Origin of the sequence: Paraburkholderia tropica (assembly GCF_914484835.1) — a bacterium.
In the GTDB taxonomy this organism is placed as follows: Bacteria; Pseudomonadota; Gammaproteobacteria; order Burkholderiales; family Burkholderiaceae; genus Paraburkholderia; species Paraburkholderia tropica_A.
The window spans coordinates 43,667-70,327 of the sequence record NZ_CAJZAR010000056.1 but is presented as its reverse complement, the minus strand read 5'-3'; the positions used below and the strand labels follow the sequence as shown (position 1 = coordinate 70,327).

Below are 26,661 nucleotides of genomic sequence, written 5' to 3'. Positions count from 1 at the left end.
GGCGAGCCGCACGCGTTGGCGCGGCTTGTGCAAGAATCGCGGCTCGGCACGCCGCAGGAAGCAGGCGCACCAAGTCGCAGCAGAAGCGGCAGCCGGATTCAAATCAGAAAGACGAGGAGCAGACCAGGTGATTCAACGCATTGCCAATTTCTTTACCGGCGTAGTCCATCGATTTTTGCCGGACCCGCTTATCTTCGCGATCCTGTTGACGGTCGTGACCTTCGTGCTGGCGTTCTCGCTGACGCCGCAACCGCCCGCGCAGCTCGTGCTGATGTGGGGCTCGGGCTTCTGGAATCTGCTCGCGTTCTCGATGCAGATGGTGCTGATACTCGTGACCGGCCACGCGCTCGCCAGCTCGGCGCCGGTCAAGCGCCTGCTGGTCGCGCTCGCCGGCTGCGCGCGCACGCCGGGCCAGGGCGTGATGCTGGTGGCTTTCGTGGGCGCGGTTGCGTGCGCGATCAACTGGGGCTTCGGCCTCGTGCTCGGCGCGATGTTCTCGCGCGAAGTCGCGCGCCGCGTGCGCGGCACCGACTACCGGCTGCTGGTCGCGGCCGCGTACATGGGCTTTCTGACGTGGCACGGCGGCCTCTCGGGCTCGGTGCCGCTGGTGGCGGCCACGAAGGGCAATCCGATGGAAAAGACCATCGGCCTGATCCCGGTTTCGCAGACCATTTTCACGGGTTACAACGCGTTCATCACGATTGCGCTGATCGTGCTGCTGCCGATTCTCGTGCGCCTGATGATGCCGAAGCCCGAGGACGTCGTCTCGGTCGATCCCGCGCTGCTCGAAGATCCGCCCACGGTCGAGCGCAAGCTCGGGCCCGATGCGACCTTCGCCGAGCGCATCGAGGAAAGCCGCTCGCTCTCGCTGCTGGTCGCGGCGCTGTGCGTGGTGTTCCTGGGCGTCCGCTTCCATGAGAAGGGTTTTGCGCTCGACATCGACACCGTGAATCTGGTGTTCCTCGCCGCCGGCCTCGTGCTGCACAAGACGCCGATGGCTTATGCGCGCGCGGTGGCGGGCGCGGCGAAGGGCGCGTCGGGCATCATGATCCAGTTCCCGTTCTATGCGGGCATTCAGGCGCTGATGGACCATTCGGGCCTTGCTGGCGTGATCACGAAATGGTTCGTCGATATCGCCAACGTGCACACGTTCCCGCTGCTCGCGTTCCTGAGTTCGGCGGTGATCAATTTCGCGGTGCCGTCGGGCGGCGGCCACTGGGTCGTGCAGGGCCCGTTCGTGATGCCGGCGGCCCAGGCGCTGGGCGCGGACCTCGGCAAGTCGGCGATGGCGATTGCTTACGGCGAGGCGTGGACCAACATGGCGCAGCCGTTCTGGGCGCTGCCCGCGCTGGCGATCGCAGGTCTCGGCGTGCGCGACATCATGGGTTACTGCGTGACCACGCTGCTGTTCTCGGGCGTCGTGTTCGTCGCGGGGATGTATCTGTTCTGATCTGTACTGAAGTGTATTGAGGTGGTGTGAAGTGTCCGGCCGCGCTGTCTCGCGGACAGTCTGGACACTTCGCGGACACTTCGTACAGTCCAACGCAACGCCCGGCCCGCGCGCCGGGCGTTGTCATGTGTGGCGGCGATGTTTCGTCAGAAAGTCGCGCAGCACGGCGGCGTGATTGTGTTCCTCGTCGTGCGAACCGTAGAGCAGCACGATGGGCTGCTGCGCGCTGGCGTCGGCGAGCGGCTGCCAGGCCGCGTGGTTGGCGTCGAGTTCGGCCTGATAGCGGCGGCGGAATTCGGCCCAGTGCGCCGCATCGTTGCCGCTGGCGTGGAACCACTGCCGCAGCGCCGTGCTCGGCGCGACGTCTTTTGCCCAGGTCACACCGGCGAGCGCTTCCTTGCGGATGCCGCGCGGCCACAACCGGTCGACGAGGAAGCAGGCGCGGCCGTCGTCGGGCAGCGGCGCGTAGACGCGCTGGATGGCGATTGGCGCTTCGGTCATGTTTCGGGTCTCCTTGTGAGGCGCCTGGTGGAGCACGACGCCGCGCTCGCGTAGGCGCGTGGGCGGTTCGGGCGATGCCTCCGCCGCCGCCTCGAACAACGCGGCGACGCGCTCGCGCAACTCGGGCAGCACGTCGCGCTCGAACCACGGATGATGCTTGAACCACGCCTGATTGCGCGGCGACGGATGCGGCAGCGGCACGCAATCAGGCCCGTACTCGCGCCAGGCCTCGACCGTTTCGGTCAGCGACGCCTTGCGCCGCGCGCCCAGCATGTAACGCTGCGCGTACTGTCCGACCAGCAACGTGAGGCGCACCTGCGGCAGCAGCGCGAGCAGGCGGTCGTGCCAGAGCGCGGCGCATTCGGGGCGCGGCGGGTTATCGCCGCTCGCGCCGCGGCCCGGATAGCAGAATCCCATCGGCACGATGGCGACGCGCGCGTCGTCGTAGAACACGTCCTTGCCGATGCCGAGCCACGCGCGCAGGCGCTCGCCGCTCGCGTCGTCCCACGGAATGCCCGATGCGTGGACTTTCGCGCCCGGCGCCTGGCCGACGATCAGGAGGCGCGAGGTCGCGCTGGCCTGCAACACCGGGCGCGGGCCGAGCGGCAGCGCGTCGCCGCATACCCCGCAGGCGCGGATATCGGCAAGCAGGCGCGGAAGCGGGTGCGGAAGCGGGCGAAGCGAGGCGGACGAAGTCACGATGACGGCAAACGAAGCGGCGGCTGGCACGGCCGCGCCGGGAAAGCACGAAAAATCCAGTCTACCAAAGCGATCGGATCCAGACGAAATGCCTATGAATTTGCGCAGTGCGGCATCCGCGCGAGGCGTTTCGCGCTTTTCCTGTAACCTCGCCAAGGGTCGCAGATCAAGGGAGCCCCGATGCCCGCCGAACGTGACACGCCATCCCGCACCGAACCGCTGCTCGTCGACCTCGCGCTGCAAGGCGGCGGCTCGCACGGCGCCTACACCTGGGGCGTGCTCGACCGCCTGCTCGAAGAACCGTGGCTGCGGATCGAAGGCATTTCCGGCACCTCGGCAGGGGCGATGAACGCCGCCGTGCTCGCGAGCGGCTTCGCGCACGACGGTGCGCCCGGCGCGCGCAAGGCGCTCGAATCGTTCTGGCGCCGGGTCGCCGACGCCGCGCGCTTCAGCCCGTTCCGGCGCGGCTTCGTCGACATGCTGCTGGGCCGCTGGACGCTCGATCATTCGCCCGTGTTCGTCGCGCTCGACATGATGGCGCGCGTGGCGTCGCCCTACGACCTCAATCCCGCGAGCTTCAATCCGCTGCGCAATATTCTCGCCGAGACCATCGATTTCGACGCGCTGCGCAACTCGCGCATCAAGCTATTCACGACCGCGACGCGCGTGAGCAACGGCCAGGCGCGCGTGTTCCGCAACGCCGATCTCACGCCCGACGCGCTGCTCGCCTCGGCCTGCCTGCCGACGCTGTTCCAGGCCGTCGAAATCGACGGCGAGGCGTACTGGGATGGCGGTTACGCGGGTAATCCGTCGATCACGCCGCTGATCCGCGAAACCGATTCGGTCGACACCATCCTCGTGCAGGTCAATCCGGTGGAGCGCGCGGGCACGCCGCGCTCGGCGCGCGAGATCATCAACCGGGTCAACGAGATCGCGTTCAACGCGCCGCTCATCAAGGAGCTGCGCATGATGGCGCTGCTGCACAAGGTCGCCGACGCGGGCAGCGAGGAAGGCCGCCGCTGGGCCACCATGCGGCTGCATCGCGTGCACAGCGACATGCTCGTGGCGCTCGGGTCGTCGTCGAAACTCAATGCGGAATGGTCCTTCATGACGATGCTGCGCGACGAAGGGCGGCGCAACGCCGACGCGTTCCTCGCCAGCGACGGCGCGCAACTGGGCGTGACCTCGACCTTCACGCTCGACGAACTCTTCGACGGAGAGCAGCCATGAGCGCGGGCGCGCTGGCGCTCGGCCTCGTCGGCATGCTCGCGAGCCTCGCGCTGCTCATCTGGCTCGCGTATCGCGGCTGGAGCGTGCTGCTGCTCGCGCCGCTCTGCGCGATGCTCGCCGCGTTAATCTCGGGCCAGCCGGTGCTCGCGCACTGGACCCAGACCTTCATGCTGAGCACGGGCCGTTTTCTCGCGCAGTTTTTCCCGCTGTTTCTGCTCGGCTCGCTGTTCGGCAAGCTGATGGAGGACAGCGGCTCGGTCGACGCCGTGGCGCAATTCATGATCGACAAGCTCGGCACGCGTCACGCGCTGGTGGCCGTGGTGCTCGGCGGCGCGCTCGTGACTTACGGCGGCGTGAGCCTGTTCGTGGCGTTCTTCGTGCTCGCGCCGATGGCGCAGGCGCTGTTCCGTTCCGCCGATATCCCGCGCCGCCTGATGCCCGCGACGATCATGCTCGGCACGGCGACCTTTACGATGTCGGCGCTGCCCGGCACGCCCGCGCTGCAAAACGCGATTCCGATGCCGTTCTTCGGCACGACGCCGTTCGCGGCGCCGGGGCTCGGCATCGTCGCGACCTGCGTGATGGCGGGCTTCGGCCTCTGGTGGCTCGGGCGCGCGGCCGCCGCGGCGAAGCGCAACGGCGAGGGCTTCGTCGAGCCGCACGACGGCGGCGCCGACGACGCCTCGCGCGGCAAGACCCCGCTCGTGCGCGAGCGCGCGAGCGTGGCGCAGACCTTCGATCCCGCCGAAATCGGCCCAAGCGCGGAGGCGTCGCGCGAGGCGGGCGCGCCGCCCGCGTGGGTCGCGCTCGCGCCGCTTGTGGTGGTGGTCGCGACGAACTTCGTGATGAACATGCTGGTGTTTCCGCGCATCGATGCGAGCTATCTCGCCGAGCCGCGCTGGGGTTCTACGTCGCTGGCCGCGGTCGCGGGCGTGTGGGGCGTGTGCGTGGCGCTCGCGCTCGGCATCGTCGTGCTGGTGGCGCTCAACTGGCAGCGGCTGCGCGCGTTGCGCGAGAGTGTCGATGCGGGCGCGAACGCATCGGTGCTGCCGGTGCTGAGCGTGGGGAGCCTCGTCGGTTACGGCGCGGTGATCGCGGCGCTGCCCGCGTTCGAGGTCGTGCGCGACTGGGTGCTCGGCATCGGCGGCGGGCCGCTCGTCTCGCTCGCGGTGGCGACCAATCTGCTCGCGGGGCTGACCGGTTCGGCCTCGGGCGGCCTGACGATCGCGCTCGACGCGCTCGGCGACACCTATATGCAGCTCGCCGCGCAGCATCACATCGATCCCGCGCTGATGCATCGCGTGGCCGTGATGTCGTCGGGCACGCTCGACAGCCTGCCGCACAACGGCGCGGTGGTCACGCTGCTGGCTGTCTGCGGTTCGACGCATCGCGAGAGCTATCGCGACCTCGTGGTGGTGAGCATCGTCGGCGCGCTGATCGCGCTGGCCGTGGTGATCGTGCTGGGCTCGCTGTTCGGCAGCTTCTGATTGCGCGGCGGCCTGCCGATGCAGCAACGATGAGGAGGCGGCACCCCTGAAAGCGTGCTCGCGCGAAGGCGCGTAGACTCGCACGTGGCAGTGCCAGGCGAACCGCATCGAAGCATCGAGCAACAGGCGCGCGCACGACGCGCGCCGTGCAAGGAGGCGTCATGAGATTGCTTGCCGTCCACCCGAGCGGGCTGATGTATACGCGCGTGTTTTTGCGCCTCGAACCGCTGGGTCTCGAATCGGTCGCCGGCACCGCGCGTGACGCGGGCCACGAGGTGAAACTGCTCGATCTCCAGGTGGAAACCCACCGCGATCTCATGCGCCGCGTGCGCAACTGGCGGCCCGAGGCGCTGTGCTTCTCGGGCAATTATCTGGCGAATATTCCCGAAATCGTCGATCTCGCGAAGGCCGTGAAGGCCGCGCTGCCGTCGTGCTTCGTGTTCGTCGGCGGCCATAGCGTCTCGTTCACGGCGCACGATCTGCTGCGCCACGCGGACGGCGCGATCGACTGCATCCTGCGCGGCGAGGGCGAAGCGTCGATCAACGATCTGCTCGCCGTGGTCGCGCAAGGCGGCGATCTGCTGGGCGTGGCGGGCGTCATCACGCGCGACGGCTCCGGTCCGCCGCCGCGTTTCGTCGAGCATCTCGATCCGGTGCGGCCCGCGCGCGATCTGCTGCGGCATCGGCGTAAATACTTCATCGGCACGCTCGATCCGTGCGCGTCGATCGAGTTCGCGCGCGGCTGTCCGTGGGACTGCACGTTCTGCAGCGCATGGACCTTCTACGGACGCAGCTATCGCACGCGCAGCCCCGAAGTCGTGGTGGAAGAACTCGCGGCGCTGCGCGAGCCGGGTGTCTTTATCGTCGACGACGTGGCCTTCGTGCACGCCGAACACGGCATGGCGATCGCCGATGCGATCCGCCAGCGCGGCATCAAGAAGCGCTACTACCTGGAGACGCGCGGCGATGTGCTGCTGCGCAACAAGGACGTGTTTCGCGCGTGGGAAGCGCTCGGTCTCAAGTACATGTTTCTCGGCCTCGAAGCGATCGACGAGGAAGGGCTCAAGGCGTTTCGCAAGCGCATCAGCCTCGACCGCAATTTCGAGGCGCTGGAGTTCGCGCGTTCGCTCGGCATCACGGTGGCCGTCAATCTGATCGCCGATCCCGACTGGGATCACGACCGCTTCGAGACGATTCGCCAGTGGTGCCTCGACATTCCCGAAATCGTGAATATCAGCGTGAATACGCCGTATCCGGGCACCGAAAACTGGCAGCAGGAATCGCGGCAGCTCACGAGTCTCGACTATCGGCTCTACGACATTCAGCACGCCGTGGTGCCGACGCGTCTGCCGCTGCCCGAGTTCTACGCGGAACTGGTGCGCACGCAGCAGGTGCTCAATCGCAAGCATCTGGGCTGGACCGCGTTGCGCGGCGCGGCGGGGCAGGCCGCGCATCTGCTCGTGCGCGGTCAGACCAATTTCGTGCGCATGCTCTGGAAGTTCAATTCCGTGTTCGATCCGCGCCTGCAACTCGCCGATCACGAACGCGAGGTGAAATACGAAATGTCGCCGCCGCCCGGCATGAACGGCGCGGCGCGCGTCGATATGAAAACCGTCTACATTCATGGCCCGACCGGACGCAAGGGCCGCAAGATCGACGACGCCACCGAGCAGTTCGTCGACCAGACGCGCATGGGCACCGGCTGAGGCATCCGCCATTTGGCGTAATGGACGCGCGCGCCGATCTGATCCACACTGCGCGGATCGGATCTAGACGAAAAAGATATGGAACTGCGTCAGCTACGCTATTTTCTCGCGGTCGCCGAGCATCTGCACTTCAGCGAGGCCGCGAACGCGCTCGGCATCGCCCAGCCGCCGTTGAGCCAGCAAATCCTCAAGCTGGAAAAGGAACTCGGCACGCGGCTGTTTATTCGCCATTCGCGGCGCGTGGAATTGACCGAAGCGGGGCGGCTGTTTCGCGTGCGCTCGCAACGGATCGTCGAAGACGCGGACCTCGCGCTCGCCGAGGCGCAGAACGCCGGGCGCGGCGAAAGCGGTCGGCTGATCCTGGGATTCGCGGGTTCGACGGTGTTTCATCCGTTGGTGGCGACGGTGTTGCAGCGCTTTCGCAGCGCGTGGCCCGGCGTGACGATCGGCTGCGAAGAAAGCAATAGTTCCGTGCTGCTCGAACGCGTGAACGACGCGAAAGTGGACGCGGCTTTTGTCCGCCTGCCGCTCGACTGCCGCGGCCTCGCCACGCAGACGCTGGTCGAAGAAGACGTGCTCGCCGTGCTGCCGCCGCGCCACCGTTACGCGCGCCGCCGCAGCATCGATCTGGCCGATCTCGCAGGCGATCCGCTCATTCTGTTTCCACGTCCCATCGGCCCCGATCTCTACGATTCGATCATCAGCGCGTGTCACGCGGCGGGTTTCAATCCGGTCATCAGCATGGAGTCCCCGCAGATTTCCTCGACCGTGAACATGGCGGCGGCGGGCTTCGGCGTCACGCTGATTCCGTCCTCGATGCGGCAGATCCAGGCGAAGGGCGTGACCTATCACGCGCTCAAGGGCGGCTCGCTGCATACGACCATCGCGCTCGTCTATCGGCCGCGCGAGAAGGCGCCCACCGTGCAGAACTTCGTGCGCATCGTGCGCGAGGCGTCGCGCCAGGCCTGAAGCGTCGCAAACCGATCTATATCTTTTTCGTCTTGATCGAGTGGGCTTCCGATATTGGACGGCGGTGGCGCGCGCCCTTATTCTTGCAAGCGTTGCGAAAGCCCCATGTCGAGTGTGTTTTCGCCCTTCGATCCAGGAGTTTTTCGCATGTCCACCGTTTCTCCGTCCCCGGTCTCGTCCCACGCGCCGCGCGCAGCAGGCCGTCCCGCGCTGATCGCCGCACTGCAATCGCTCGTTGGCCGCGACGCTGTGCTGACCGGCGACGAAGCCACGCGCCGCTATCGCACGGGATTCCGCTTCGGCCAGGGCAAGGTGGCGGCGGTGGTGCGGCCCGGCTCGCTCGTCGAGCAATGGCAGGTGCTGCAAGCCTGTGTAGCCGCGAATGCGATCGTGATTTCGCAGGCATCGAATACCGGCTTGACGGGCGGCTCGACGCCCGACGGCGACGACTACGATCGCGATGTCGTGATCGTCAGCATGACGCGTATGCGCAAGGTTTATGTGATCGACGGCGGCAAGCAGGTCGTTTGCCTGCCTGGCTCGACGCTCGATCAACTCGAACAGACGCTCAAGCCGCTCGGCCGCGAGCCGCATTCGGTGATCGGCTCGTCGTGCATCGGCGCTTCGGTGATGGGCGGCGTTTGCAACAACTCAGGCGGCTCGCTGGTGCGGCGCGGTCCCGCGTACACGGAAATGAGCGTGTATGCGCAGGTGGACGCGCAAGGCAGGCTGAGCCTCGTGAACCATCTGGGTATCGCGCTGGGCGACACGCCGGAGCAGATCCTCGCGCGTCTCGATCGCGGCGACCTGCCCGAAGCCGATATTCGCCACGACGCGGGCGCGGCCTCGGACCGCCACTACGCCGAACACGTGCGCGACGTGAACGCCGATACGCCTGCGCGCTATAACGCCGATCCGCTGCGCTTGCATGAAGCGTCGGGATCGGCGGGCAAGGTCATGGTGTTCGCGGTGCGCCTCGACACATTTCCCATCGAGAAGGGCGCGAAGGTGTTTTATATCGGCACCAATGCAACGTCCGAACTGACCGATGTGCGCCGTTATCTGCTCACGGAATTGTCGAATCTGCCGATTGCAGGCGAGTATCTGCATCGAGACGCTTTCGATATCGCCGAGCGTTACGGCAAAGATATGTTCCTCATGATCCAGCATCTCGGCACGCAGCGCTTGCCGGGGCTGTTCGCGTTCAAGAGCCGTTGCGATGCGTTCTTCGAGCGGCTCGGCTTTCTGCCCGCGCATTTCACCGACCGCGTGATGCAGGCGCTGAGCCGCCTGTTTCCGAGCCATCTGCCCGCGCGCCTCAAGGACTATCGCCAGCGTTACGAGCATCATTTGATGCTGAAGGTGTCGGCCGACACCGTCGATGAAACGCGCGCGTATTTGCAGCGCTATTTCGCGGACATGAGCGGTGATTTCTTCGAATGCACCGATGAAGAAGGCAGCAAGGCGTTTCTGCATCGTTTTGCGGCGGCGGGCGCGGCCGTGCGTTATCGCGCGGTGCATGGCGAGGAGGTCGAGGATATCGTCGCGCTCGATATTGCCTTGCGCCGTAACGATCGCGACTGGTTCGAGACATTGCCCCCGAACGTCGAGAAGCCTATCGCCATCAAGCTGTATTACGGGCATTTTCTCTGCCACGTGTTCCATCAGGACTATATCGTGCGCAAAGGTAACGACTGCCTCGCGCTCGAACATGAGATGTGGAAACTGCTCGACAAACGCGGCGCTGAATATCCGGCGGAGCACAACGTCGGGCATCTTTATCACGCGAAGCCCGCGCTCAAGGCGTTTTACGAAGCACTCGATCCGTGCAACTGCTTCAATCCCGGCATTGGGCAGACGTCGAAATTCGCGCATTATCGCGAGCAGGCTGAATAAGCCAAAACGGCGGCGCATCAAAGCGCCGCCGTCTTTTTTTTTCACCGACGTGTTCAGCTTGCCTTGCTAACCGGCATCCACCCATTCTCCTGCGCGGCCTGACCCAGTTGCTTCGCGATCGAACGTGCAAGCTTGTCGGCGTCCGAGGTCACGGTGTCGTGCCTGGCTTCCGACGCGCCGTGCAAGCCGCCGGCTGCCGCCGCCGAGACCGCCACATGGCCTGCGGCCGCGCCCACGCCCGCCGTTTCGGCGACGCCAGGCATATGGCCGCTGTCGGCCTTCGCTTCGAACGTCGTGAGCGCTTGCGGCGCGCCGTTGGCCGGCACGAACGAGAGCGCGATCGTGGCGCCGACTTCGCTCTTGCCCGCGCCGAGGCCGATCAACACACGGCGGCGACGGCTGCCCGCGTCGATGGTGTCGATGCGGCCTTCCACGACGATCGCGTTGCGTCCGGCGGGCACCGGGCCATCGACGCGCACGGCGTTCAAGCCTTCTTTGCGCAGCTCGGCGACGATTTCGTCAGCGAGCGCTTCGCGTGCTTCGAGCGCCGTCTGTTGCTGCGCTTGCGCCGACGATTCGCCGCTCGCCATCGACTTGAGCTTCTGCGCCATGCCGCCGTCGAGCTTCACGAGATCGGGCGAAATCTCGAACGCCGAGACGTAGATCACATCCGCATGCACTTGCGGCAGCGGCCCCGCTGCCTGCAATGCCGTAGCCGCCGAGGCGCAGCCCGAGGCGAACAGCGAGCCGGCGAGCAGCACGGCGCCCGCGAGGCGCTTGGTCTTGTTGACGAGGGAGATAAAGAGGGTGCTCATATCGATGTCCGTTGCCTGAGTGCTTCATTGCGTGAGAGGTCCGATACTCGCGAATTTGATCAGGATGGCGAACTATCGGAGATACTTCGGGAAATGCTTCGGTAGCGCTGGCAGGGCATCGTGTTCCGCGCGCGGTGTGTTGCGTGTCTTGCGGTTCGATGCGTCCTTCAGTGCACAGGTGCAAGTATGGGCAAAGGCGCGTGCGGACGCCACGCGCAAATTATGTCGATCTATGTCACCCGCGAGGGTCAGCCGCGCACGGCGGGGAGGGGATTCGTCTGAGGGTTCAGCGGCAGCCGCACGACGGCTTCGAGGCCGCCGCCCGCGCGATCGTGAAAGGTTAGCGAACCGCCGTGCAGACGCGCGATGCGTTCGACGATCGCGAGCCCGAGGCCGGTGCCGCCCGAATGCGTACGGGCGTTGTCGCCCCGGCTGAACGGCAATTTGAGGCGTTCGAGATCGGCCGCGCGAATGCTGTTGCCGCGATCGCCGATCGTCACGCAGGCGTCGTTGCCGTCGCGCCAGGTGCGCACGAGCAGACCCACGCGCCCATAGACCACCGCGTTCTGCATCAGGTTCATCAGCACGCGCATGACGGCGACGGGGCGGAACGCGAACGGCGGCAACGCGCCTTCCTCGAAATCGAATTCGTGCCCGAGCCCCGTGAAGTCGGCGACGAGCTGGCCCGCGAGCGCGTTGAGATCGCCCGTTTGCGGCGCCTCGCGCTCGCCGCTGCCCGCGTAGTCCATGAACTGCTGGAGGATCGTGTCGATATGGTCGAGATAGCCTTCTGACGACGCCACGAGGCTGTCGTTGGTGCCGCGCGGCAAGGCCATCGCAATCGCGAGCCGCAGCTTCGTGAGCGGCGTGCGGATGTCGTGCGAGACGCCCGCGAGCATCAGCGCGCGCGTGGCTTCCGCCTGCTTGAGCGCGTCGGTCATCTGATTGAAGGCGCGGCTGACTTCGGCGATTTCGGTGGGGCCGTCGGTCGGCAGCGGCGCGGGCGCGTCGCCGGCGCTCACGCGCCGGGCCGCGTCGGCGAGATCGGCGAGCGGCCGGTTCAGGTGCAGCTGGATCAGCCAGCCCGTCAAGCCCGCGAGCAGCGCGAGGCCAATCGAGAGAATGACCGCCGTGGTAATGCCGCTCGCCTGCGCGTCGGCGGTCATCGGCAGCGCGATCCAGACCGGTTCGCCCGCCGCGTGCAGGCGTATCCAGAGGCGTTCTTCGTCCGTGGTTTCCCAGCGCACGGGCATGTCGGCGGGCAGATCGCGCGTGAGCGCGCGGATAAACACGTCGCGCTGCCACGTTTTGAAAAAGCGCAGCGGATTGATCGCGGGCATCGCCGTGCTTGCGGCGGGCGCGCTGCGATGCGCGTTCATGCGCGCGGCGGCCGCGCGGCCTTCGTCGGGCGGCATGGCGGCGAGCAGGCTGTCGAGCAGGCGCACATAGTCCGCGAAAATGATCGACGCGCGCTCGATGCGCGGGCGCTGCACGAAGTGGAGCAGCGCGCTCAGCGAACACGCCTGCGTGAGCGCGACGAGCACCACCAGCAGCACGATGTTGCGTGAGAGCAGCGAGCGCGGCAGCCAGCGCCGACGTTGGACGGGAGCACGCATGCGCGGCGCGTCAGGTGTCGACGCCGGCCACCAGCATATAGCCGATGCCCCACACGGTCTTGATGAAACGCGGCTTGGCAGGATCGTCCTCGACGATCTGGCGCAGCCGCAGGATCTGCACGTCGACGCTGCGGTCGAGCGCGTTGTGATCGCGTCCGCGGGCGCGCGCGAGCAGGTTTTCGCGGCTCACGGCGCGATTCGGCGACGAGCCTAGCGCGTGCAGCAACAGCATCTGCGCAGAGTGAACTTCGATCGGCACGCCGTCGCGCATGAGCGTCTGCTGGCCCACGTCGAACGTGAAGTCGCCGAAACGCAGCCGCTGCGTGGTGACCGTGGGCTCGCCCGACGCCATCTTCTGGCGGCGCAGCAGCGCCTTCACGCGCGCGACGAGTTCGTCGGGCAGAAAGGGTTTGGCGAGATAGTCGTCGGCGCCCGTTTCGAGGCCGATGACCTTGTCGGCGGCGTCGCCTTTCGCGGTGAGCATCAGGATCGGCAAGGTGTGGCCTTCGGCGCGCAGACGGCGGCAGACGCTCAGGCCGTCTTCCGGCTCCATCATCAGGTCGAGCACGAGCAGGTCGTAGGGCTCGCGTTGCAGCAGGCGGTCGAGGCGCTTGCCGTCGGCGACGGCGCGCACCTCGAAGCCATGTCCGCTCAGGAAGCGCTGCAGCATGTTGCGCAGCTCGGCTTCGTCGTCGAGCACGATGATCCGGTTTGCCTGCTCCATCGGCCGCCTCCGGCGGGGGTAGAGATTGTGGGGCGCGTCAGCGGACCGCCGCCGCGCGTTCGCGCATGAAATCCTCGATCTGCGCGAGCGTGACGTAGCCGTTGTGCTGCGCGTCGATTTCGTCGAAGTGCTGCGCGACCATCGGCATGCCGCTTTGCGCCTGGGCGCGCGTGAGCTTGCCGTCGCCGCTCGTGTTCGCGTGGGCGAAACGCGTGGGCAACTGCGCCATCGCGCGTTCGAGCCGTCCGTTGTTGGTCGCGCCCGGCGGCGTGGCCGTTGCTTGCGCGAGGGCCGTGGCCGGCACGCTGACCGCTGCTGAAACGATACACAAAACCAGGGCGGCAATCATCTTCTTCATGCTGAACTCCGTGAGGTAGCCGACGCGGCGCGCCGGCGAGGTTGAAACGCGGTGTGGGGAAATCGATTGAAAACGTCGGCGGATTAAGGACTTAAGCCCAGTGCGCGGGCACCCAGACGCCGCGGGCCCAATGTGCGGGGACCCAGATGGCGGCGCGCGGCGCGGGCGCGACGTAGACCGGACGCGGCGCGACATAGACCGCGCGCGGCAACGGACGCGCCACGTAGACGACCTTGGGCGGCGGCGGCGCGACGTACACGACCTTCGGCGCGGGCGGCGCGACGTAGACGGTTTTCGGCGGCGGCGGCGCGACATAGACGGTCTTCGGCGCGGGTACCGGAGCGGGCGCGACGTAGACCGTGGCGCCCGGCGGCGGGGGCGGCGGCGTCACGACGACCGGCGCGGGCACGACGACAGGAACCGGCGCGGGTGCGGGGACCACGGCCACCGTTGCGCCGACCGCCACCGTGCTGCCATGCACGACCGTCGTGCCGCCCGTGCTTACCGTGCCGCCGTGGACGACCGTGCTGCCGCCCGAGGTGGTCACGACGCCGGGCGCGACGCGTGTGGCGCTGCCCGAATGCGTGACGCTGTCGCCGTTCGAGCCGGTCGCCGTGCCCGAACGCGAGCAGGTATTGCCCGCGCAGCTCGTCGAGGCGTTGTGGCTCACGCTGTTGCCGTTCGCGGCCGTCACGGTCCCCGTCGACGAATACTGGCCCGGCGCCGTGCGCGTTACGCTGCCCGAGGTCGAGGCGCTGCGGCCGTCCTCGCCGGTCATCGAGCCGGTGTGCGAGCAGGTGCCGCCCGCGCAGCTCGTGTCGCCCGAGTGCTGCACCGACCGGCCGTTCGGGCCGACCGCCGTGCCGCTGTTCGAGAACTGGCCCGGCGCGGTGCGCGTGACCGTGCCCGTGTTGGTGGCGAGCCCGCCCCACGGACCGACCACGCCGCCCGCATGCGAGCAGCTCCCGCCGCCGCACGAGCCGGCGTGCGCGCCGCTGTAGGTGCCGTGCGGCGTGTAGGCGGTGCCGTGGCCGGACCAGCCCGCGCAGGCGGGGGCGCTGGCGAGGCCGATCAGCGTGGCGGCGACGGCGAGAGTGAGCTTGTTCATCGAGGTTCCTTGCGGTGCGGGTGGCGCGGTGGGCGGGGGACGAATCCGCCGGTGGTGCCGGGGCTTCGTTGCAGCACGTTCGTGGCGTGTCAGCGGAACGAACTATAGGGCGGGGCTTCGCGCAAGTCGCGTTGAAAACCATGTCGCCGTGTTACATGGCGGACCCGCGCAGCGCCTGCGCGCCAGGTGCGGCGGGCGCGGCCGGGCAGGGCGCGGGCCGCAGGAAAAGGGCCATGACATGCGGCGACATAATTCGCGCGTGGTGTTTCGCGCGGCGCGCCACTACAGTGCCGTTCATCCGACGCGCCCCGCGAAATCTTCTGCACCCGACGCGTCGCTTCTCAACCGCACCGCACCGCATCGCGCCCAACCGCGCAAAGAGGCCGTCGCCCATCATGCTTGCCACTGGAAAAATCGCGCTTTACGTCACCCTGTTCATCGTCGCCGCGTCGATGATCGAAGCTGCCGTGCTCACGTTCAAACAACGTCAGCCTGGCGCCGAACGTTTCGACTGGAGCGAAGTGGGGATCTCGCTCGCCGATCTCGTCGGACGCAAACTGTTCGCATTCCTGCCGATTTCTCTCTCGGCACCGATCTTCCATTTCGCCTGGGAGCATCGCATCTTCACGCTCAGCATCGACAACGTCACGCTCGCGCTGTTCGTGTTCATCGGCCAGGAGTTCTGCTACTACTGGTATCACCGCGCCTCGCATCGCATTCGTTTCTTCTGGGCCACGCACGCGGTCCATCATTCGCCGAACCAGCTCACGCTCTCGTCCGCGTACCGGCTCGGCTGGACCGGCAAGCTCACGGGTCCGGCGATGTTCTTCGCGCCGCTCGTCTGGCTCGGCGTGCGCCCGGAAATCGTCTTCGCGATTCTCTCGTTCAATCTGCTCTATCAGTTCTGGCTGCATAACACGTGGATGCCCAAGCTCGGCTGGCTCGAGTACGTGTTCAATACGCCGTCCGCGCATCGCGTGCATCATGCGTCGAACGTCGATTACCTCGATGCGAATTACGGCGGCGTGCTGGTCGTGTTCGACCGGCTGTTCGGCACCTACGTGGCGGAGCGCGCCGAGGAGCCGTGCCGCTACGGCCTCGTGACGCCGACGCGTTCGCGCAATCCACTGGTCGTCGAGTTCGAGCACTGGGCGAGCCTCGCGCGCGATATCGCCGCCGCGCCGGATTGTTGGACCGCCTTGCGTCACGTGTTTCTGCCGCCGGGCTGGCGCGCGAATGGCGAGGGCGAAACGACCGAGGATCTGCGCAAGCGCACGCTCGCGACGGTGCGCACGGATGCTTGAGCGTCTGAACGTCTGAGCGCCGCGCGAAGTTGCCGCCGCAAGCGCGCTCGGTTAACGTGTCGGCACGCGGCGGCGAGGCACGCCAGGCCGCCGAACGCCGCCGCATCAAACAGGCAGGCAACCGCCATACGGACGCATCGCTGAAGCAATCGCGCGCGTCCCGGCGCATCACTCGCAGGAAAGCACAATGGAAAATTCGATGAACGGAATGGCCGTGGCGATCACGGGCGGCTTCGGCAACCTCGGCATGGCGACGGCCGCGTATTTCGCGGCGCGCGGCGCACGCGTGGCGCTGATCGGACGAGGCGACGCGCCGCAAGGTTCGGCGTGGCCCGACACGCTGGCGAACGCCGTGCCGCTGGGCGGTGTCGATCTCGTCGATCCCGAGGCCGCGCGCAAGGGACTCGACGCGGCACATCAGACGCTTGGCGGCCTCGATGCGCTCGTCAACATCGCGGGCGCGTTCCGCTGGGAAACCATCGCGGACGGCGACGCCCGCACCTGGGACCTGATGTTCGATCTGAACGTGAAGACGGCGCTGAACGCGTCGAAGGCCGCGCTGCCGCATCTGCTCGTGCGCGGCGCGGGGCGCATCGTCAATATCGGCGCGGGCGCGGGGCTGAAGGCGGGGCTGGGGATGGGCGCCTACGCGGCGTCGAAGGCGGGCGTGGCGCGCCTGACCGAAGCGCTCGCCGAGGAACTCAAGGACAAGGGCGTGACGGTGAACGCGATCCTGCCGAGCATCATCGACACGCCGCAGAATCGCGCCGATATGCCCGACGCCGATTTCACGCGCTGGGTGCAGGCCGACGAGATCGCGGCCGTGATCGCGTTCCTGCTGTCCGCCGATGCGCGCGCCGTGACGGGCGCGTCGATTCCGGTGAACGGACGCGTCTGACGAAACAACTTACGCGCGCAATTACACGTGTGGCGGCGCGGGCTCGATGCGCGCATCAATGGCCGTGACCGCCGCCGCCGTGCATCCCGCCGCCGCCTTGCCACGTTCCGCCGCCGCCGTGCCAGCCGCCACCACCGCCGTGGCCGCCATGCCAGCCGCCATGGTAGCCGCCGTGCCAGCAGCATCCGCCGCCGCCCCAATACGCGATGCCGAAACTCGGGCCATAGTAGTAGCCGGGCCAGTAACCAGGGTAGGAGCCATAACCATACGGATAGCCGTAGGGATAGGCATAACCGTATCCGGCGTCGTAGTAAGCGCCGCCGTAATAGCCCGGATAACCCGGCCAGGGCGCGACCGCGCAACCGGCCAGCGCCGCCGCGAGGCTCGCGATACACAGTGCAAAGATTAGCCGCAACACGTTGGTCTCCTTCGATACTGCTTGGAAACCGCCTGGCGGGGACGGGTTCAATCGCAATTGTGTCCACAGATTACCACTGCGCCGCGCCGCCTATCGCCGGAAATAATCGTCAGGAAGACGAAAGAGTTGTTCGTCTGCCGAAAGCGATTTTGTCGAGCAACCAGACGCCGAGCATCGTCGCGCCCATCAGCGGAAAGACGATGCCGAGCACGACGAGTCCGCCTTTCCATGCGCGCATCGGCGGTGCGGCGCGTTCGCGCGAGGGCGCGCCGAGCGCGCGGGCGGGACGGCGCAGCCACCACATGACGAAGCCTGTTACCGCGAGCGCCGCGAGCCCGAGCGAAATCGCCGTGCAGATCAGTTGATTCGCGAGCCCGAAATAGCGGCCCATATGCAATGACGTGCCGTACGAAATCACCTGCGAGACCGCGCCGTAATCGGCGTAGCGAATATCCTTGAGCACCTTGCCGCTGTACTGGTCGATATAGACGGTGCGCTCGCGCTGCGGGTCCGGCGGAAAGTACGAGACCGTGTAGACGCCGCTCGCGGTCGCGGGCAGCGCGATGTCGTAACCGCTTTGCACGCCGAGCGCGGCCATCTGCGCGACGACCTGATCGAGCGTCCAGTGCGCGGGCTTCGGCGTTGCCGAATGATCGGCGGAATGCGCCGACGAATCCACCGCCGATTTCGCCGATTTCGCCGATTTCGCCGCTTCCGGCGATTGCGGCACGGGCACCGCCCCGACCGCCCACGGCACGTTGGGCAGCGGCAGATCGTCCATCACCATGCCGGGCATCGAGGCCATGTCGTGGCCGGCGTGCCCCGCATGTTCTGCATGCTCCGCGCCCGGCAGCGTCGATTGCAGCGGCAGCCCGCCGCCCCACGCGCCGCGCGGCGCGCCCAGACTCACGCGCGTCGCGAGCGCCTTGAACTGCTTGCCCCACGACCCCGTCCACGGCAGGCCGCTGAGCACGAACGCCAGCGCGCCCGCCGCGAGCCAGAAACCGGTCACCGCGTGCACGCTTTTCCAGAACGGCCGTCCCTTCGCGCCGAGGCGCGGCACCAGCGCCGAGCGCAGCGTCGCGCCGGGCGACACGGCGCGGCGCGGCCACCAGAGCGCGACACCGGTGCCGATCATCACCAGCGTCCAGCAGGCGGCGAGTTCCATCAGCAGCTCGCCCGGCTTGCCGATCAGCAGCTTGCGATGCAGCATGCGATCGACCTGCATGAAACGCCGGTCGACGTCGAGCGTGCCGAGCACTTCGCCGTTATAGGGATTCACGTAGACGCTTTCCTTCGTCGCGGGCGCGGCGCCGTGCGGCAGCGCGAACACGAACTCCGCGCTGCGCGCCGGATTGGCCTCGATATGCGCGCGGATCGGCTGCGCGTCGGGCGGCAGCGATGCCTTGGCGCGCGCGAGCAGCGCGTCGGCGGGCAGACGCGGCGTGGCCTGCGGCGCGACCACGAGCCGATGCGGATACAACAGCGGCTCGATCTGCGGCTGAAAACAATAGATCGTGCCGGTGATGGCGAGCACGATCAGAAACGGCATCACGAACAAACCGGCGTAAAAGTGCCAGCGCCAGAGCGTGCGGTAGCCGGGATGAACGGCGCCGGACGTGCGCGTGCTGCGCGCGTCGGGGCGGTCGGAAGCGGGCATTGTCGTCGACATCGAATGCTCCTGGTGGGTGTGCTGCGAATGGAGGCTCACAGGGCGATCTTCGCTTCGGCGTAGAACGTGCGGCCGGGATACGGGTGATAGACGTAGTAGCGGGCGTCGAACAGGTTGTCGACGCCCACGCCGATTTCGGTTTTCTTCGTCGGACGGAACGTGAATTTCACGTCGGCGACTGTGTAGCTGCTGGTGCCGCCGAACACGTTCGGATTCGTGTCGGTATTCGTGAGCGTGTTGTACTGACGCCCCGAATAACGCGCGGCGAGCGTGAGCGCCATGCGCGCATCGAATCGATACGTCGCGACGGCATTCACGCGCCACAGCGGAATGCGATAGAAGTACTTGCCGACGCTCGCCGGGTTCTGCGCATTGGCGAGAATCTTCGACTGCGTATAAGCCACATTCGCCGAAAAATCGAGGCCGTGCAGCAGCACGTCCTGACCTTGATAGCTCGTCTCCACGCCGCGCGAACGCACCTTGCCGATATTCTGGAAGTTCGTCACGTTCGGAATGACGGTGGTGTCGGTCTGACTGAAGATCGTGTTCTTCACGTCGTCCTGGAACAGCGTGAAGCGAAACAGGCCGTTCCAGTGCGCCCATTCGGCGCTGAGCTCTTTCGAGAGATCGTCTTCGGGACGCAGGTTCGGATTGTTATTGACGATCGACGAGCCGTTAATCTGCCCCTGGAACAATTCGCCGACGGTCGGGAAGCGATACGCTCGCGCGATCGAGGCGCGCAGCGTGAGGTCGTCGGTGAGGTCGAACGAGAGCGAGGCCTTCGGCGAGAAGTGCTGGTCGCTCACGCCCGCATACGGCACGCGCACGCTGCCGAGCGCCTGGTAGCCGTCGTAGGCCTGCCAGTCTTCGTAGCGCACGCCGTAGACCAGTTTCCAGCGCGGCAGAAAGCGCCACGCGTCCTGGGCGTAGAGCGCCTGCGTTTGCGTCTTGCCCGCGAACGCGTTGGCGAAACTGCCCGCGCCGCCGTCGCGCCAGGCGAGCGTGTTGTAGGTCTCGTTGTCGACGTGATAATTGTCGTAGTGATAGCCGAAGGTCAGCCAGTGCGCGGCGAGCCCCGCGTCGGGCCGCGTGGGCGTCCACGTCGCCTTGAGGTCGAGTGTTTTCCAGCCGGTGCCGTCGCCGAGCGTCATGGTGCCGGGACCGTTTCCGGTGCCGCCGCTGCTGGCCGTGCGCGCGACGCTGTTGCTTACGTCGTAGTACGAAGCAATCGCTTCCGCGTTCCAGCCGGTCGCCTGATGCGTGCGCAGCGACGCGCCGTAGAGCCAGTTCTCGCTCCAGCCGCGGCTGGGCGCGAGCGCGGAGGCCGGAATCGTGTACTCGTAGCCGCCGATGTTGACCTTGCCGCTGTAGACGGGATTGCCGTTGTCGTCGTAAAGGAAGGTCGAAGTCTGGCTGTCGTAGGTCTGATGCCAGTAGCCGAGCGTCACGCCGCCTTGCACGGTCGGCGTGAAATCGTATTGCATGCGCAGCTTGAACTGGTCCTGCACGGTGTGCTCGATGCCTTCGCCGTTCACGCCGAGCACGGCCGTGCGCGTGTTGGTCTGGTTGTTGTAGAAGTACGCGCCGTGCACCGGCGTGTCGCTGGCTGTGGCGGGCGTGCTCGACTGCGCGAGCGTCGCGAACTGCAGGGGCTGGCTCGTGTTCTCCAGATGATTCACGCCCAGCAGATACGAGAACTTGCCGATGCGGTCGCCGATCGACGCGCTCATTTCGCTGCCGTTGAAATTCTGGTTCACGCCGTAGAGGCTGAAGTGCTGCGTGAACGCTTTCACATCGGCGGTCGCTTCGAACTTCGTCGGCATGCGCGTGGTGATGAGCACGGTCGCGCCGAGCGAATTGCCCGGATAGAGCGCCGAATACGGCCCGTAGATCACATCGACCTGCTGGATCTGGTCGGGAAACACCATCGACCAGCGCGGCGGGAACGTGTAGCTGTTGCCGAGCAGATTCGAGAGCAGCAGGCCGTCCGCGTAGACGAGTCCGCGCGCGCTCTGCGCATTGCTCGTGCCGCGCACCGCGATGATCGAATTAAGGTCGCCGACGAAGCGCTTGCGCACGGCGAGATTCGGCAGGTACTTGAGGACGTCTTCCGTATTCACGACGTTCCAGTTGTTGAACTGCTCGGGCGTGACGGTCTCGACCGTGGCGGGCAGGTTCGGATCGACGGCGCGCGTGGGCGCCGCGTTCGATGCGTTGTTCGACGCGCTCACGCTGACCGTGGGCAGCGTGGTGACGTCGGTGTTCGATGCGCTATCGGCGGCGGCTTGCGCAGCTTCTTGTGGCGTGGTTTGTTCGGCGTGCGCGGCCGGTGCGAACGGTGCGATCAGCGAAAGCGGCAAGATCGGCCAATGCTGCAACAGGCCGAGACGGACACGGGCGCGCAGGCGCAACCGCGCGCCGCGCGAAACGGGCGTGGACATGAAAGAGACTTCCCCGGAAACGATGGACGTGCGGCTGCACGCACGCGCGGTGCGATTTGCGGCGATTGCCGCGAGAGTCGCGATTACGTGCGGGTCGCGTCTCGACGCGTTCTCATCGTGGCTGTCGACGCATGGCGCGACAGCGAGCCTGTGCGGGCGCGGTTCGCCTATGCGTCATCGCAGAGGATTCTGCGTGATGACGATGCGAGCGAAAACGTGCGAACACGCGCTAGCGGGCGCGAGCGCCAAAGCCAACGAGAGAGCGTAAAGAAAGCGCGGACGTGCAGCCGGTGACGGCAGCGATCAGGCGAGCGAGGGTGGGGCGCGCGGGCGGCCCGATGGGAAGGCGCCGAACGGCGTGTGACGCGTGGAAAGCGTGGCGACGAGGGCGTCGGCGACGATGAAACCGAGCGTGAGCGCGGGCACCGTGACGGACGGCATCGCTACATGATGCTCGAGCAGATTGCAGTAGCCGCAGGCGCCGAATGCGTCGTCGTGCGAAAGATGCGGCGCTGTTGCGGGTTGCATCGCGGAGCACAGCGCGGCATCGGGCTGATGCGCCTGATGCGCGGCAACCAGCTGACTCACGAGCGGCGCGAGCACGATGAGCCACATGGCGACGAGGCCAAGCCATGCGGTCAGCAGTGCGTGCTTGCGTAGTTTCATGATGGAGTGAGCGATTGCGCGCGCAGTCTACCATGCGTCGGCGCGTTTGCGCACGCGATCCGGCACGCTGAACGCCGCCATAAAGCACGCCATATCTGGCGCGTGTTGCGTCCCTCGTTGCAGTCTTTGCCGACCTGGCTGCCGGTGCGTTTCGAATCCGTCCTATGGTCCGCGTGCGCGTGCTGCGCGAAGATCGTCGATGTACTCACCAATGCCATGCCGCGTTGCGCGGCCATCGATCATGCCTGTCTTTTCCCTGCGTCCCGCGCCGAGTTTGCGCTGGGTGGCCCGCACGTCGGAACCGTGCGGTGTGCCAACGATTTCGCGCGACGTCGCGTGCTTATCCGGCGAAACGCCCGCGCCCGAAAACGGCACACGCGTCGCCGCGTGCGGTCTCGCGTTGCCCGCGAGTTTCGCGCTGCGACTGGAGGCGCGTCAGCACGTGAAGCCGCGCGGGGCGCAGTCGTGTCCGCTCGACACGAGCGCGCTGCGCCAGTGGTGCGTGCGCCTGCAGGGCGGCGGGTGTCCCCGCGAAGCGGACGCGCAGGCGCCGGCCTTTCTGCGCAGCGCCGGCTAGGCGGCGCTCAGGTCGACTCGCGGCTCGCCGCGTGGGCGCGCAAGGCGCCCAGGTCGGCGACGAGCGCGGCGGCCAGCGTCTGCACGTTCTCGTCCCATGCGCCGCTGGCGTGGATCGCCTCGCGCAGCTCGCCGCAGGTGTCGTGCAGCACCGAAGGACCCAGCACGGCGATGCCGCCCGCCACGCGATGCAGCCACTCGCGCAATTGCTGCACGTCCTGCGTGCCCGCGATGCGCGCGAAGTCGGCGAGATCGTGATCGGCCTGCTCGATGAAAATCGGCGCGAGCCCCGGCGGCAGTTCGGGAAAGCGCGGCATCTGTTCTTCGATACCGGTTGCGTCTTGCGCGTTCTGCACGGATTGCGCGGGCTTGGCAGACCCGCGCGCGGCGACGTCGGCGAGCACGCGCGCGAGCTCCGCGAGCGGCACGGGCTTGCTCAGATAGTCGGTGAAACCCAGCGTGCGGCCTTGCGCGATCTGCTCGGGCAGCGCATTGCCGCTCACTGCGTAGACCGGCAGCGTAGCGAGTCTTGCGCGCGCGGTTTGCAGCAGTTCATAGCCGTTCAGCTTCGGCATGTTGAGGTCGGTGATCACGAGATCGACGCGCGCCGTATCGAGTTTCGCGAGCGCTTCTTCGCCATCCTTGGCTTCGATCACGTTCGCGCCGAGCGTGCGCAACTGATCGCGCAACAGCGAGCGATTGAGCAGATTGTCTTCGGCGATCAGTACGTTCAGGCGGCGGAAATCGGTCTGTTCGAGCGCATCGCCGCTGGCGTCCTCGTCGCGCAACGCGGCAGCACTGCCCGGCGCGGACGGCTGGCCGCGCAGCATCTGCGTGGCGGTGCGGATGCCCGCGAGGCTGTACAGGCTGACTTCCACGCCGCCGTCGTCGAGCGCGAGCGGTACGAGCGGGCCGTCCTGGCGAAGCCACACGACCTTCGACGGATCGCGCCACACGCGCCGCACGTCTTCCACCGAGCATTCGCCCGTCACCAGCAGATAGTCGAACGCGCCCTCGGGCGGCGCGTCGGCCGCGCGCAAATCCATCGGCGTACTCACGTTGACATCGAAGAGATTCGTGAGCCATTCGCGATTCTCCGGCGCGCGGCAAAGGATGGCGGGATGCGGGTCGGGCAGCGTCCATTGTTCGCCCGCGCTCGCGGGGCCGTCCGCGCGCAGCGGCAGGCTGACGAGCACGCGCGTCCCGACGCCCAGCGTGCTTTCCACTTCGCAGCGGCCGTGCATGAGTTTCGCGAGGCGTCCGCAGATCGTCAGGCCGAGCCCGGTGCCGCGCGACTCGGTGAGCCGGTGCTTGTCGCCTTGCGTGAACGGCTGGAACAGGCGCGCCTTGAGATCGTCGGGCATGCCCACGCCCGAATCGGCCACGCTGATGTCGAGCGTGGCGTCGCGCCAGACCGCGCGCAGCACGATCTTGCCCGAGTGCGTGAACTTGAACGCGTTGCTCAGCAGGTTGTTGACGATCTGCGCGAGCCGGATCGGATCGAAGAACAGCCGCGCGGGAATGGCGCGATCCATCACGAGAAAGAACGGCAACTGCTGGCGCGCCGCGAGCGGCGCATGCGCGAGCGCGATGCGCACGAGCAGCGCGGCAATCGATTCGGACTCCTCGGAAAGCTTCATCGCGCCCACGTCGATCTTCGAAAAGTCGAGCACGTCGCTGACGATTTGCAGCAACTCGCCCGCTGAGACCTGCATCGCCTCCACGCGCGCTTCCTGCTCGGCCGCGAGCGGGCCGCGCGCCACCAGTTCGATATTGCCGACCAGCGAGGCGAGCGGCGTGCGGATCTCGTGGCTCATCGCCGCGAAAAAACTCACCTTGGTGCGCGCGGCCTCGTCGCTCGTGCGTTGCGCTTCGCGCAGCAGGCGTTCGGCTTCGTAGTGCTTCGACATATCGGCGAACGCGCAGAACATCACTTCCTCGCGATTCATGATCGCGGCGGCGTAGGTGATGTCGAGATGCACGCTCTCGCCGTCCTCGCGCGTCATCGAGAAGGGCAGCGTGTGGATCGGCGTGCTGGCCGTGCCTTCCTGGACGGCGGCGGGCAGATGCTTTTCGAATTCGAGGCAGAGCGCGGCGGGCAGGCGGGTCGCGCGGGCGTCGAGGCCGAGCACGTTGCGCACGATCTGGTTGGCGATCACGATGTCGAAGTCGCGTTTGCGCACGATGCACAAGCCGATCGGCGTCGCATGCACGAGCAGGTGGTTGAGCAGTTCGTTTTCGAGCGCGCGCGTGGCCTCGCCATAGGTGCGCGCGAGCACGCGCCGGTTCCAGTAGCGCAGCAGCGAGAGCAGCAGCAGCACGAGCGCGGCGGTGAGGAGCAGCACCACGGCGACGGGCACGCGGATCTGGCGCAGATGGTCGGCCCACGACAGCGCGAGCAGATAGTGGCCGAACTCGTGCACGAGCGGCCGCTCGCGCATCGCCCAGCCGAAACGCGGCAGCAGATGGAAGCGGCCCGTGGGCTGATTCGCGAGGCCGTGCTCGATCAGTTGCGTGGCGCCCGCGGAGAGCGGGCCGGTCAGCCGCGCGCCGTCCGCGTCGACCAGCACGGGCGCGATTCCGGGTGCGATTTCGGGCGTGCCGCTGTCGGGATCGTGGCCGAGCGCGTCGATGTCGATGCTGGTCAGCACCAGCGCGTAGGGTTTGTCGTCCCTCAGCACGCTGGTCGCGCCCAGCACGAGATTGGGCGCGAAGCCCAGCGCGGCGGGCGGACGAAACCAGATCACCGTGCGGCCCCGGCCCACCGAGAGCGGGTCCATGCCGCGCGCGCTCATGCGCAGGAGCGCGCTGTCGACCAGCACGCGCGCGCCTTCGCCGGGACGCAGCGGCCCGTTCGCCGCCGTGCGCGCGGCGGGCGCGAGCTGGTAGCCGTAGGCGGCGCTGCCGTCGACGAGCACGAACAGCAGCGGCGTGTCCGAACTCGCGCGCGACATCGCCGCAATCGCGAGGTTGCAGAGCGCGCGCAGCGGCGGCGAGCCGTCCACGCCGTCGAAGGCCGGCGCGCAAGCCGCGGGCGCGTGGTCTTCCACGAGCAGCGAGGCCTCCTTGAGTCCGAGCAGCAGGCGCGCGCTCGTGAGCTGGTTGTAGCGGTACGACAGCGCTTCGTTGGTCTGGGCGATGGTCGCGCGCAACCGGGCGCCGTCACCGGCGAGCGAGAGGAACGCGATCGTCGTGATCGCCACGCCGGCGGCGGCGAGCGCGGCGAACACGAGCAAGCCGATCAGCATCGTGAACACGCGCCGCTCGCGCCGCAGATTGCGGTCGAGCGCCTTCAGCGTGTCGAACGGCGACGCATTCGCGGGGGAGTCGTGGGCGGGCATCACGCGAATCCGTTTTCGCTCGCGTAGCGGATCAGATCGGCATTCGAATCGAGGTTGAGCTTGCGCATCGCCGCGCGCTTCTGGGTGGCGACGGTGGTCACCGAGCGGTTCAGGCGCTGCGAGATTTCGGTCACGTTGAGCCCGAGCGCGAAGAGGCGCACGACTTCGAGCTCGCGCGGCGAGAGCGGATGGCTGCGGCGGAATTCGGCTGCATCCGCGTTGCCCGGCGCGAGGCGTTCGGCGACGCGCGCCGAGAGCGTCGTGCCCGGCTCGGCGAGCGCGCGCTGGCACACTTCGGCGAGCACGGGAATCGGCTCGTCCTTGCCGACGAGGCCCGCCACGCCCAGTTCGGCAAGCTCGTGCAGGATGCCGACGTTCGTGAGCATCGTGAACACGACGACGGGCAGATCGGGGTAGAGGCGGCGCAGGCGGGCGATCAGGCGCAGGCCGTCTTCGTCCTGGAGTTCGCCCTGCATCGAGAAGTCGGTGACGAGCAGATCGCAAGGCGTCCTGCGCAAGACGTCGAGCAGATGCGCGCCCGAATCGGCGGTACCGACGACCGTGCAGCCGGGCGTCCGGGTGAGATAGTCGCTGATGGCCGTGAGCACGAGCGGATGGTCGTCGGCGACCACGATCCGCAGGGTTTGCTTGGCGTTCGTCATGGGCGTGTGCGTAGCGGCTCGCGCGTGCCGGCAAGGCCGCGCCCTCAACCGCGCGGACACCTCTGCCGACAGTGTTTGACGTCTTCAGCCCATTATATGTCAGTGCTAAATGAGGGTCATTGTA

General features: G+C 67.1%; 21 protein-coding genes and 1 pseudogene. 9 read left to right on the top strand and 13 right to left on the bottom strand.

The genetic code is table 11. From position 1 onward, the window contains the following. The first annotated feature begins 127 nt into the window (after nucleotides 1–127). Entirely contained in the window at nucleotides 128–1,450 is a 1,323-nt protein-coding gene (locus tag LDO54_RS19285; RefSeq protein ID WP_224012279.1) for a TIGR00366 family protein, read from the top strand. Nucleotides 1,451–1,573: 123 nt separating this feature from the next. Here LDO54_RS19285 and LDO54_RS19280 read toward each other — a convergent pair whose 3' ends face one another. Continuing rightward, the gene (locus LDO54_RS19280) at nucleotides 1,574–1,951 is read right to left on the bottom strand and encodes a DUF488 domain-containing protein (protein WP_224012314.1); all 378 of its coding nucleotides are present in this window, start codon (nucleotides 1,949–1,951) and stop codon (nucleotides 1,574–1,576) included. Nucleotides 1,952–2,047: 96 nt separating this feature from the next. Beyond that, nucleotides 2,048–2,650: pseudogene (locus LDO54_RS19275) on the bottom strand (uracil-DNA glycosylase family protein); the annotation flags it as partial. 180 nt (nucleotides 2,651–2,830) lie between these two features. Between LDO54_RS19275 and LDO54_RS19270 the strand changes: the two are divergent. The 5 genes from LDO54_RS19270 (at nucleotide 2,831) to dld (ending at nucleotide 9,938) form a co-directional block, all read left to right on the top strand. Continuing rightward, nucleotides 2,831–3,880, top strand: a complete 1,050-nt coding sequence (locus LDO54_RS19270; RefSeq protein ID WP_224012278.1) for a patatin-like phospholipase family protein — start codon at nucleotides 2,831–2,833, stop codon at nucleotides 3,878–3,880. Continuing rightward, entirely contained in the window at nucleotides 3,877–5,367 is a 1,491-nt protein-coding gene (locus tag LDO54_RS19265; RefSeq protein WP_224012277.1) for a GntP family permease, read from the top strand. The genes LDO54_RS19270 and LDO54_RS19265 overlap by 4 nt, the downstream gene beginning before the upstream one ends. A gap of 161 nt (nucleotides 5,368–5,528) precedes the next feature. Beyond that, the gene (hpnR, locus tag LDO54_RS19260) at nucleotides 5,529–7,073 is read left to right on the top strand and encodes a hopanoid C-3 methylase HpnR (protein ID WP_224012276.1); all 1,545 of its coding nucleotides are present in this window, start codon (nucleotides 5,529–5,531) and stop codon (nucleotides 7,071–7,073) included. Between the two features lie 78 nt (nucleotides 7,074–7,151). Further along, complete coding sequence (locus LDO54_RS19255; protein ID WP_224012275.1) at nucleotides 7,152–8,042, top strand: LysR family transcriptional regulator; 891 nt, start codon at nucleotides 7,152–7,154, stop codon at nucleotides 8,040–8,042. Nucleotides 8,043–8,189: 147 nt separating this feature from the next. Continuing rightward, on the top strand, nucleotides 8,190–9,938 hold the full coding sequence (gene dld / locus LDO54_RS19250; RefSeq protein ID WP_224012274.1) for a D-lactate dehydrogenase: 1,749 nt from the start codon (nucleotides 8,190–8,192) through the stop codon (nucleotides 9,936–9,938). A gap of 53 nt (nucleotides 9,939–9,991) precedes the next feature. Here the strand turns inward: dld and LDO54_RS19245 are convergent, their stop codons facing one another. From LDO54_RS19245 to LDO54_RS19225, 5 genes are all read right to left on the bottom strand, one after another. Continuing rightward, complete coding sequence (locus tag LDO54_RS19245) at nucleotides 9,992–10,753, bottom strand: DUF4410 domain-containing protein (RefSeq protein ID WP_224012273.1); 762 nt, start codon at nucleotides 10,751–10,753, stop codon at nucleotides 9,992–9,994. A gap of 248 nt (nucleotides 10,754–11,001) precedes the next feature. Beyond that, nucleotides 11,002–12,369, bottom strand: coding sequence for an ATP-binding protein (locus LDO54_RS19240; RefSeq protein WP_224012272.1), 1,368 nt, complete (start codon nucleotides 12,367–12,369; stop codon nucleotides 11,002–11,004). Nucleotides 12,370–12,379: 10 nt separating this feature from the next. Beyond that, complete coding sequence (locus tag LDO54_RS19235; RefSeq protein WP_224012271.1) at nucleotides 12,380–13,093, bottom strand: response regulator; 714 nt, start codon at nucleotides 13,091–13,093, stop codon at nucleotides 12,380–12,382. 37 nt (nucleotides 13,094–13,130) lie between these two features. Further along, nucleotides 13,131–13,451 carry an EF-hand domain-containing protein gene (locus tag LDO54_RS19230; RefSeq protein ID WP_224012270.1) on the bottom strand — a complete coding sequence of 107 codons (321 nt, stop codon included), beginning with the start codon at nucleotides 13,449–13,451 and terminating at the stop codon, nucleotides 13,131–13,133. Nucleotides 13,452–13,542: 91 nt separating this feature from the next. Continuing rightward, nucleotides 13,543–14,559 carry a hypothetical protein gene (locus LDO54_RS19225; RefSeq protein ID WP_224012269.1) on the bottom strand — a complete coding sequence of 339 codons (1,017 nt, stop codon included), beginning with the start codon at nucleotides 14,557–14,559 and terminating at the stop codon, nucleotides 13,543–13,545. Nucleotides 14,560–14,954: 395 nt separating this feature from the next. Between LDO54_RS19225 and LDO54_RS19220 the strand changes: the two genes are divergently transcribed. Together LDO54_RS19220 and LDO54_RS19215 are read left to right on the top strand one after the other, a co-directional pair. Then, the gene (locus LDO54_RS19220) at nucleotides 14,955–15,863 is read left to right on the top strand and encodes a sterol desaturase family protein (RefSeq protein ID WP_224012268.1); all 909 of its coding nucleotides are present in this window, start codon (nucleotides 14,955–14,957) and stop codon (nucleotides 15,861–15,863) included. A gap of 187 nt (nucleotides 15,864–16,050) precedes the next feature. Then, nucleotides 16,051–16,761 carry an SDR family NAD(P)-dependent oxidoreductase gene (locus LDO54_RS19215; RefSeq protein WP_224012267.1) on the top strand — a complete coding sequence of 237 codons (711 nt, stop codon included), beginning with the start codon at nucleotides 16,051–16,053 and terminating at the stop codon, nucleotides 16,759–16,761. A gap of 55 nt (nucleotides 16,762–16,816) precedes the next feature. Here the strand turns inward: LDO54_RS19215 and LDO54_RS19210 are convergent, their stop codons facing one another. From LDO54_RS19210 to LDO54_RS19195, 4 genes are all read right to left on the bottom strand, one after another. Then, nucleotides 16,817–17,179 carry a hypothetical protein gene (locus tag LDO54_RS19210; protein ID WP_224012266.1) on the bottom strand — a complete coding sequence of 121 codons (363 nt, stop codon included), beginning with the start codon at nucleotides 17,177–17,179 and terminating at the stop codon, nucleotides 16,817–16,819. 109 nt (nucleotides 17,180–17,288) lie between these two features. Further along, nucleotides 17,289–18,851 carry a PepSY-associated TM helix domain-containing protein gene (locus LDO54_RS19205; RefSeq protein ID WP_224012265.1) on the bottom strand — a complete coding sequence of 521 codons (1,563 nt, stop codon included), beginning with the start codon at nucleotides 18,849–18,851 and terminating at the stop codon, nucleotides 17,289–17,291. 35 nt (nucleotides 18,852–18,886) lie between these two features. Then, entirely contained in the window at nucleotides 18,887–21,292 is a 2,406-nt protein-coding gene (locus tag LDO54_RS19200) for a TonB-dependent receptor (protein ID WP_224012264.1), read from the bottom strand. A gap of 303 nt (nucleotides 21,293–21,595) precedes the next feature. Continuing rightward, entirely contained in the window at nucleotides 21,596–21,958 is a 363-nt protein-coding gene (locus LDO54_RS19195) for a DUF2946 domain-containing protein (RefSeq protein ID WP_224012263.1), read from the bottom strand. Between the two features lie 310 nt (nucleotides 21,959–22,268). Here LDO54_RS19195 and LDO54_RS19190 point away from each other — a divergent pair, with 310 nt between their 5' ends. Beyond that, the gene (locus LDO54_RS19190; RefSeq protein WP_224012262.1) at nucleotides 22,269–22,535 is read left to right on the top strand and encodes a hypothetical protein; all 267 of its coding nucleotides are present in this window, start codon (nucleotides 22,269–22,271) and stop codon (nucleotides 22,533–22,535) included. Nucleotides 22,536–22,542: 7 nt separating this feature from the next. On the opposite strand, the gene LDO54_RS19185 is transcribed toward LDO54_RS19190, so the two are convergent. Both LDO54_RS19185 and LDO54_RS19180 read right to left on the bottom strand, forming a co-directional pair. Then, nucleotides 22,543–25,875 carry a hybrid sensor histidine kinase/response regulator gene (locus tag LDO54_RS19185; protein WP_224012261.1) on the bottom strand — a complete coding sequence of 1,111 codons (3,333 nt, stop codon included), beginning with the start codon at nucleotides 25,873–25,875 and terminating at the stop codon, nucleotides 22,543–22,545. Then, nucleotides 25,875–26,537 carry a response regulator transcription factor gene (locus tag LDO54_RS19180; RefSeq protein WP_224012260.1) on the bottom strand — a complete coding sequence of 221 codons (663 nt, stop codon included), beginning with the start codon at nucleotides 26,535–26,537 and terminating at the stop codon, nucleotides 25,875–25,877. Before LDO54_RS19180 ends, LDO54_RS19185 begins: the two co-directional genes overlap by 1 nt. Nucleotides 26,538–26,661 lie beyond the last annotated feature (124 nt).